This window comes from Sphingomonas sp., assembly GCF_042096255.1.
Taxonomy (GTDB): domain Bacteria; phylum Pseudomonadota; class Alphaproteobacteria; order Sphingomonadales; family Sphingomonadaceae; genus Sphingomonas.
On the sequence record NZ_JBELLZ010000143.1, the window covers coordinates 1 to 5545 of the forward strand.

Here is a 5545-nt window from a genome sequence, read left to right on the forward strand (position 1 = left end):
CGATGGGCACCTTCGCGCAGGACACCGCCAACGAATACCAGCTGACCCGCCAGGCGCAGGACGATTATTCCATCGAGTCGCTGCGCCGTGCGCAGGCCGCGATCACCTCGGGCGCGTTCAAGGACGAGATCGTCGCGGTGACGGTGAAGAGCCGCGCCGGCGAGGTCACCGTCGATACCGACGAGCAGCCGGGCAAGGGCAAGCCGGACAAGATCCCGACGCTAAAGCCCGCTTTCGCCAAGGACGGCACCATCACCGCCGCGACCAGCTCGTCGATCTCCGACGGCGCCGCCGCTTTGGTGCTCACCCGCGCCAGCGTCGCGGAGGCGAAGGGGCACAAGCCGGTGGCGCGGATTGTCGCGCATTCGGCGCACGCGCACGAGCCCTCGGCCTTCACCACCGCCCCGGTCGGCGCGATCCAGTCGCTGATGAAGAAGGCGGGCTGGCAAATCGACGAGGTCGACCTGTTCGAGATCAACGAGGCGTTCGCCTGTGTCGCGATGTTCGCGATGCGCGATCTCGGCATCCCGCATGACAAGATCAACGTCCATGGCGGCGCCACCGCGCTGGGCCACCCGATCGGCGCCTCGGGCGCGCGCATCCTCACCACGCTGATCGGCGCGCTCAAGACCCACGGCAAGAAGAGGGGCGTCGCGTCGCTTTGCATCGGCGGCGGCGAGGCGACCGCGGTGGCGATCGAGCTGGTCGACTGAGCGGAAGCGCTGGTGGGTCCGCCGGGGCTCGAACCCGGGACCTCTCGATTAAAAGTCGCTTGCTCTACCGACTGAGCTACGGACCCGCACCAGAGCGGCCGGACCTAGGGACCGGCCGGGTGCGGGTCAACCGGCTGGAAAGCTGACGCACCGTAAGGCCGGTCGCGGGATCGCGCCAGCCCGGCGCCAGCGCGAGCAGCGGGCGCAGCACGAAGTCGCGTTGGCGGAACGCCGCGTGCGGAATGGTGAGGCCGGGCGAGCGCCACGACCCGCCCGACCAGAGCACGATGTCGAGGTCGATCACCCGCGGCCCCCAGCGTTGCCCGCGGCGCCGCCCGAAGGCGCGCTCCACCGCCTTCAGCCGCGCCAGCATCTCCGGCGGCGCGAGGTCGCTCTCCACCAGCGCCACGGTGTTGGCGAAGCGGCGGATCGAGGGGCCGACCGGCGCGCTGGCCAACACCGGTGCCGCCGCGCCCGCGCCGATCGCCGCCTGCGCCGCGCGCACCTCAGCCGCCGGCGCGCCGTGCCGCCCCCGCCGATTCGATCCCAGCGCGATCGCATAGGTTGTTCTCGCCACCCGCGCCGCCTAGCGCCGCGCGATGACCTTGTCCCCCCTGCCCCGGACCGAACCGCCCCACGACTGCCCGCTTTGCCCGCGCCTCGTGACGTTCCGCCAGGAGTTGCGCGCCGAATATCCCGACTGGTGGAACGCCCCCGTCCCTGCCTTCGGCGATCCCGACGCCTGGCTGGCGATCGTCGGCCTCGCTCCCGGCAAGCACGGCGCCAACCGCACCGGCCGCCCGTTCACCGGCGATTTCGCGGGCGAATTGCTCTACGCGACGCTGGCGAAGTTCGGCCTGAGCCGGGGCAGTTTCACCGCCGATCCCGCGGACGGGCTGCACCTGACGGGCGCGATGGTGATCAACGCGGTGCGCTGCCTGCCCCCCGCCAACAAGCCCACGCCCGAGGAGATCCGCACCTGCCGCCCCTTCCTGGAGGCGCCCGTCGCGGCGCTGCCGAAGGTCCGCGTGTTCATCGCGCTGGGCAGCATCGCGCACGACAGCGCGGTGCGCACGCTGGGCGGCAAGCCCTCGGCGATGAAGTTCGGCCACCTCGCCGAACACACCTTGCCGTGCGGCCGCGTGCTGATCGACAGCTATCACTGCTCGCGCTACAACCAGCACACCCGCAAGCTGACGCCCGCGATGTTCGAGGCGGTGTTCGCCCGGGCGGTGGAGATGCGGGACGGCTAATCCCCCAAATCTCCGTTCACCCTGAGCGAAGTCGAAGGGCACGCGTTACACCTGCCAAGTGCTTCGACTTCGCTCAGCACGAACGGAAGCATAGGACCCGATCTGCTGAACTGATCCGTCACACGTCCGCGGTCAGCCGCCCGTACAGCTCCGGCCGGCGATCACGGAAGAAGCCGAAGGCGGCGCGATGGCGCTTCACCCGGTCGAGGTCGAGCGTCGCGGTGATCACGCCTTCCTCCTCGCGGTCCAGCTCGGCGAGGATATCGCCGCGCTCGTCGGCGATGAACGACGTGCCGTAGAAGGTCTGGCCGTGCTCCGTCCCCACCCGGTTGGCGGCAACCACGGGCACCACGTTCGACACCGCATGGCCCACCATCGCACGGCGCCACAGCCGCGCGGTGTCAAGCGAGGTATCATGCGGCTCGCTGCCGATCGCGGTGGGGTAGAACAGCACCTCCGCGCCCATCAGCATCATCGCGCGCGCGGTCTCGGGATACCATTGGTCCCAGCAGACGCCGACGCCCAGCTTGGCGGCTGGCCCGTCCCACACCTTGAACCCGGTATTGCCGGGGCGGAAGTAGAACTTTTCCTCATAGCCTGGGCCGTCGGGAATGTGGCTCTTGCGATACACGCCCGCGACCTCGCCGTCCGGGCCGATCATCGCCAGCGAGTTATAATGATGCGGCCCGTCGGCCTCGAAGAAGCTGGTCGGGATCCACACGCCCAAAGCCTCGGCCAGTGCCTGCATCGCCAGCACCGCGCGATGCTCGCCCACCGGCCTCGCATTGGCGAACAGCCCCTCGTCCTCGACCCGGCAGAAATACTCGCCCTCGAACAGCTCGGGCGGCAGGATCACCTGCGCGCCCCGGCCATGCGCCTCGCGCACCGCCTCGGACACCTTGGCGATGTTCGCCTCCAGGTCGGCGGAAAAGGCGAGCTGGATGGCGGCAACGGTGATCTCGGTCATGCGCGGGCATGTAGGATGCCCGAACAGACTCGTCACCCCGGACTTGTTCCGGGGTCCACCGATCCGCGCAGCACAGCGCTTAACCCTTAGAGCGTACCGCCTGCAGCACGGTGGACCCCGGCACGAGGCCGGGGTGACGGATTGCGCTTACGCCGGCACCTGCTGCGAGATGCAGTGGAAGCTCCCCCCGCCGGTCAGGATCGCATCCGCGCGCAGGCCCACCACCGTGCGATCCGGGAACAACGCCTGGAACTCGGTTACCGCCGCGGCGTCGTCGGGCGCACCATAGACGGGCACCACCACCGCGGCATTGCCGATGTAGAAGTTCATGTAGCTCGCCGGGACGATCTCGTCGTCGCGGATGACGCGGCCGGGCGAGGGCACCGGCACCACGCTCACGCCCTGCCCGCGCGCGCGTTCGGCAGCGTCTTGGTAGACGCGCCAGTTCGGATCGTTCTCCGCGGCGACCGGGATCGCCAGCCGCCCTTCGCCGACGAAGCGGGCGAGGTTGTCGACATGGCCATCGGTATGGTCGTTGGCGAGCCCGTCGCCCAGCCACAGCACGCGCTCGAAGCCCAGGTCCGCGCGCAGCTTCGCCTCGATCTGGCCGCGGCTCAGCGCGGGGTTGCGGTTGGGGTTGAGCAGGCATTGCTCGGTGGTGACGACCAAGCCGGTGCCGTCGCCGTCGATCGCGCCGCCCTCCAGGATCCAGTCGTGCGGCACGATCGGGATGCCGCGCTTGCGGGCGAGCCGAGCGCCGATCTCGTCGTCGCCGGCGAGGTCGTACTTGCCGCCCCAGCCGTTGAACAGGAAGTCGCGCGCGCGGCCGTCGCCCGAGATGATCGGGCCGGTGTCGCGGAGCCAGATGTCGCCGAACGGCTCGGTCACCACCTCGGCGAACGGCGCCAGCCGCCGCGCCGCCTCGGCCGCCTCGGCATCGGCTGCGACCAGCAGCACCGCCTCGCCGCGCCCGCCCGCATGCACCGCGGCGGCAAAGGCGGCGACCTCGTCGCGCGCCTGGTCCAAGTCATCTTCCCACAGCTCGGGATGGCTGGGGAAACCGATCCAGACGGCGGCGTGCGGAGCCCATTCAGCGCGTGGAGGTACTATTGACATGTAGTACATACTTTCATATGTGTACTATACAAGATTGGAGAGCATAATGTCTTCCTATCAGCCGTTAGCCGATTTCCTTTCGACGCAGAAGACGGACCGATGCGAGGCGACCTTCGCCCAGGTGGAACGCATTCTGGGTCGCGCCCTGCCGAAAAGCGCATACAGCTATAATGCCTGGTGGGCGAACCAGACGGGGCGCGGGCACAGCCAGACGCGTGGATGGCGAAGCGTTGGCTGGAAGACGGCGGCGGTGGATCTCGAACGCAAACGCGTAAGCTTCGAGCGCGAGCGTGCTGCCGCTACGCGGACAAGCGAGGCCGACGATCACGGGGCAGAGACCGAGCGCCTGTTTCACGAGGCAGCCGAACTGACGGGCGAGAACAATCGAGATGCGCTGATACTTGCCGGCTTGCGCGCGCTCATCGCGCATGAGGTCGCGAGCGGGATAGCCAAGCTCGGAGGCTCGATGCCCGATTTCGAAGCTGCGCCCCGGGAACGCCCGTGGGCATAGTCGTCGACACCTCGGTTTGGGCAGATCATTTCCGGTCACCCGACCAGCGGCTGACCGCGCTGGTTCAACAAGGCGAGGTGCTGATGCATTCGTATGCAATCGGGGAACTGGCGCTGGGAAGCTTTCGTGATCGAGCGACCTCGCTTCGGCTGTTGCGGAACCTGCCTCCTGCGACTGTTCTGGCGCAGCGCGACCTAGTCGACTTCGTCGAGATACATGGGCTGGTCAGTTCCGGGATCGGCTTCGTAGATGCGCACCTGCTCGCGTCCGCGTACGTTGCGCACGCCAAACTCTGGACCCGAGACAAGCGCCTACGTCAACGTGCCGAAGCGCTCGGCTGCTCTTCCGACGAGGCCTGACTACTTCCCCGCGCGGCTCCGGTCGCGGATGGCGCGGAATTCGTCTCCGGCCACCCAGTTCGGCCATTCCGCGGTCTCCGCCAGCGCGCGGCCGACCGCGTAATAGAGGTTGAGGTCCTGCGCCACGCCGGACCAGTCCCATGCCGGGTCCCATTCGTCCTTGGGGCCGTGATAGCGGTTCTTCTCGTAATCCTCGGCCGCCGCCTTGCCCGCCGCGGTGCCGCCCTTCACCAGATCGTCGCCGGCATCGAAGTACAGCATCGGCACGCCATGCTTGGCCAGGCTGAAATGGTCGGAGCGATAGTAGAAGCCCTTCTCGGGCGTCGGCTCGGCGCTGGCGACGCGGCCCTGCGCGGCGAGCGCGCGGGTGAGATACTCGTCGAGCTGCGACTTGCCCTTGCCGACCACCACCACGTTCTTCGCCGGGCCCGCCATCGACATCGCGTCGATGTTCACGCCCCCCACCGTCTGCGCCAGCGGCACTACCGGATGCGTGCCGTAATAGGCGGAGCCGAGCAGCCCCGATTCCTCGCCGGTGACCGCCACGAACAGCTGGCTGCGCGCCGCCGGCCCGGCCTTCACGTTCGCCTCCGCCAGCGCGACCAGCGCCGCAGTGCCGTTGGCAT

The 5545-nt window shown here is 68.7% G+C and carries 8 protein-coding genes and 1 tRNA gene; 4 read left to right on the forward strand and 5 right to left on the reverse strand.

The window, feature by feature from the left end:
* Window positions 1-713 (forward strand): acetyl-CoA C-acyltransferase (locus ACFDTH_RS17045; protein ID WP_375288755.1); only part of this gene is annotated, 713 nt, incomplete at its 5' end.
* Window positions 714-723: 10 nt separating this feature from the next.
* On the opposite strand, the gene ACFDTH_RS17050 is transcribed toward ACFDTH_RS17045, so the two are convergent.
* A tRNA-Lys gene (locus tag ACFDTH_RS17050) sits at window positions 724-799 on the reverse strand.
* The gene (gene folK / locus ACFDTH_RS17055) at window positions 790-1290 is read right to left on the reverse strand and encodes a 2-amino-4-hydroxy-6-hydroxymethyldihydropteridine diphosphokinase (protein ID WP_375288756.1); all 501 of its coding nucleotides are present in this window, start codon (window positions 1288-1290) and stop codon (window positions 790-792) included. The genes ACFDTH_RS17050 and folK overlap by 10 nt, the downstream gene beginning before the upstream one ends.
* 22 nt (window positions 1291-1312) lie before the next feature.
* Between folK and ACFDTH_RS17060 the strand changes: the two genes are divergently transcribed.
* Window positions 1313-1966 (forward strand): uracil-DNA glycosylase, encoded by a 654-nt coding sequence (locus ACFDTH_RS17060; protein ID WP_375288757.1) that lies wholly within the window; start codon window positions 1313-1315, stop codon window positions 1964-1966.
* A gap of 118 nt (window positions 1967-2084) precedes the next feature.
* Here ACFDTH_RS17060 and aguB read toward each other — a convergent pair whose 3' ends face one another.
* Both aguB and ACFDTH_RS17070 read right to left on the reverse strand, forming a co-directional pair.
* Window positions 2085-2933, reverse strand: a complete 849-nt coding sequence (gene aguB, locus ACFDTH_RS17065; protein WP_375288758.1) for an N-carbamoylputrescine amidase — start codon at window positions 2931-2933, stop codon at window positions 2085-2087.
* Between the two features lie 147 nt (window positions 2934-3080).
* Window positions 3081-4049, reverse strand: a complete 969-nt coding sequence (locus tag ACFDTH_RS17070; RefSeq protein WP_375288759.1) for an agmatine deiminase family protein — start codon at window positions 4047-4049, stop codon at window positions 3081-3083.
* Window positions 4050-4095: 46 nt separating this feature from the next.
* Between ACFDTH_RS17070 and ACFDTH_RS17075 the strand changes: the two genes are divergently transcribed.
* Window positions 4096-4560: a hypothetical protein gene (locus tag ACFDTH_RS17075; protein ID WP_375288760.1), complete on the forward strand. Its 465-nt coding sequence runs from the start codon at window positions 4096-4098 to the stop codon at window positions 4558-4560.
* A complete protein-coding gene (locus ACFDTH_RS17080) occupies window positions 4551-4919 on the forward strand; it encodes a type II toxin-antitoxin system VapC family toxin (protein ID WP_375288761.1) in 369 nt (122 codons plus the stop codon). Before ACFDTH_RS17075 ends, ACFDTH_RS17080 begins: the two co-directional genes overlap by 10 nt.
* Here the strand turns inward: ACFDTH_RS17080 and ACFDTH_RS17085 are convergent.
* On the reverse strand, window positions 4920-5545 hold a 626-nt coding region (locus ACFDTH_RS17085), incomplete at its 5' end, for a M28 family peptidase (RefSeq protein ID WP_375288762.1).

Excerpts from the sequence above, each read along its gene's own strand:
- ACFDTH_RS17070 (WP_375288759.1), bottom strand. The coding sequence starts at position 4,049 with ATGTCAATAGTACCTCCACGCGCTGAATGGGCTCCGCACGCCGCCGTC.
- ACFDTH_RS17075 (WP_375288760.1), top strand. The coding sequence starts at position 4,096 with ATGTCTTCCTATCAGCCGTTAGCCGATTTCCTTTCGACGCAGAAGACG.
- ACFDTH_RS17060 (WP_375288757.1), top strand. The coding sequence starts at position 1,313 with ATGACCTTGTCCCCCCTGCCCCGGACCGAACCGCCCCACGACTGCCCG.
- aguB (WP_375288758.1), bottom strand. The coding sequence starts at position 2,933 with ATGACCGAGATCACCGTTGCCGCCATCCAGCTCGCCTTTTCCGCCGAC.